Source organism: Paucibacter sp. XJ19-41, assembly GCF_028462495.1.
In the GTDB taxonomy this organism is placed as follows: Bacteria; Pseudomonadota; Gammaproteobacteria; order Burkholderiales; family Burkholderiaceae_C; genus Roseateles_E.
In genome coordinates, this window is the sequence record NZ_JAQOWX010000261.1 from 1 (window position 1) to 1545 (window position 1545).

The 1545-nt window shown below is 71.3% G+C and carries 1 protein-coding gene and 1 pseudogene; both read left to right on the forward strand.

Annotation, left to right across the window (positions count from 1 at the left end; all coding sequences use genetic code 11):
- On the forward strand, positions 1–419 hold a 419-nt coding region (locus tag PO768_RS28805; protein WP_272648793.1), incomplete at its 5' end, for a LysR substrate-binding domain-containing protein.
- A 76-nt stretch (positions 420–495) separates the two neighbouring features.
- A pseudogene (locus tag PO768_RS28810) lies at positions 496–1545 on the forward strand (DNA mismatch repair protein MutS); the annotation flags it as partial.

The window sequence follows — 1545 nt, forward strand, 5'->3', positions numbered from 1 at the left end:
AGCGCCTGTTCGGCACCGCGCTGAGCCCGGTCTGCGCCCCCACCCTGCCCCGGCCCGAGCAGCCGCTGGAGAGCCCCGAGGCGCTGCGCGACTACCCGCTGCTGCACGAGGACAGCTTCGAGGACTGGGCGCGCTGGCTGCGCGCCGCTGGCGTGGCCGAGGGCGGTCCAGCACGCCAGGGCCAGCTGATCGACGACAGCAATGCCCTTTTGCTGGCCGCGATGGCCGGCCGCGGCCTGGCGCTGGGCCGGCTGGCCCTGATCGAGGACGAGCTGCGCGCGGGCCGGCTGCTGCGGCCTTTTGCGCTCAGCATCGAGGCCGACGGCGCCTACTGGCTGCTGGCCGCACCGGCCCTGGCCGAGCAGCCGCGTTTTCGCGCGCTGGCCGATTTCATGCTGGGCGAATGCCCGGCCGGCTGAGCGGCGCGCCGCAAGCCTTGTCCTACACTCTGGCCCCAAGCCCTCGACCGAGGGCTTTGCCTTTCCCCTTGCCGCAATGACCACCCAAGACTTCAGCGCCCACACCCCCGTGATGGCGCAATACCTGCGCATCAAGGCCGAGCACCCCGATGTGCTGGTGTTCTTCCGCATGGGCGACTTCTACGAGGTCTTTTTCGACGATGCCCGCAAGGCCAATGCGCTGCTGGACATCACGCTGACCACGCGCGGCCAGAGCGCCGGCCAGCCGGTCGTGATGGCCGGGGTGCCGGTGAACGCGCTGGAGAGCTATCTGGCCAAGCTGATCAAGCTGGGCGAGGCGGTCGCGATTGCCGAGCAGGTCGGCGATGTGGCGACGTCCAAGGGGCCGGTCGAGCGCAAGGTGGTGCGCGTCGTCACGCCCGGCACGGTCACCGACACCGAGTTGCTGGCCGACAAGCAGGACTCCATCCTGCTGGCCGTTGCCGCTCAAGGGAAGACCTTGGGCCTGGCCTGGCTGTCGCTGACCAAGGGAGAGCTGGGCCTGGCCGAATGCAGCGAGCGCGAGCTGCCGTCCTGGCTGGCGCGCATGAGCCCGGCCGAGGTGCTGGTGGACCGCGAGCGCCAGCCCGCCGGCGTGCTGGCCGCGCGGCTGCCGATCACCAACCGGCCCAGCTGGCAATTCGACACCGTGCTGGGCGCGCGCAAGCTCTGCGAGCAGCTGGGCGTGGCCAGCTTGGCAGGCTTCAATGCCCAGGCGCTGAGCACGGCCCAGGCCGCCGCCGCCGCACTCCTGAGCTATGCCGAACACACGCAGGGCCGGGCACTGGCCCATGTCAAAAGCCTGCAGGTGCAGCGCAGCAGCGATCTGCTGGACCTGCCGCCGGCCACCCAGCGCAATCTGGAACTGACCCAGACGCTGCGCGGCGAGAGCGCGCCGACCCTGCTGTCGGTGCTCGACAGCTGCCGCACCGGCATGGGCAGCCGCGCGCTGCGCCACTGGCTCTTGCACCCGCGGCGCGAGCGCGGCGAGGCGCTGGCCCGGCATCAGGCAATTGCCAGCCTGCTGGCGGCCAGCCCGGAACCGCTGCGGGAGGCGCTGCGGCATGTCTCCGATGTCGAGCGCATC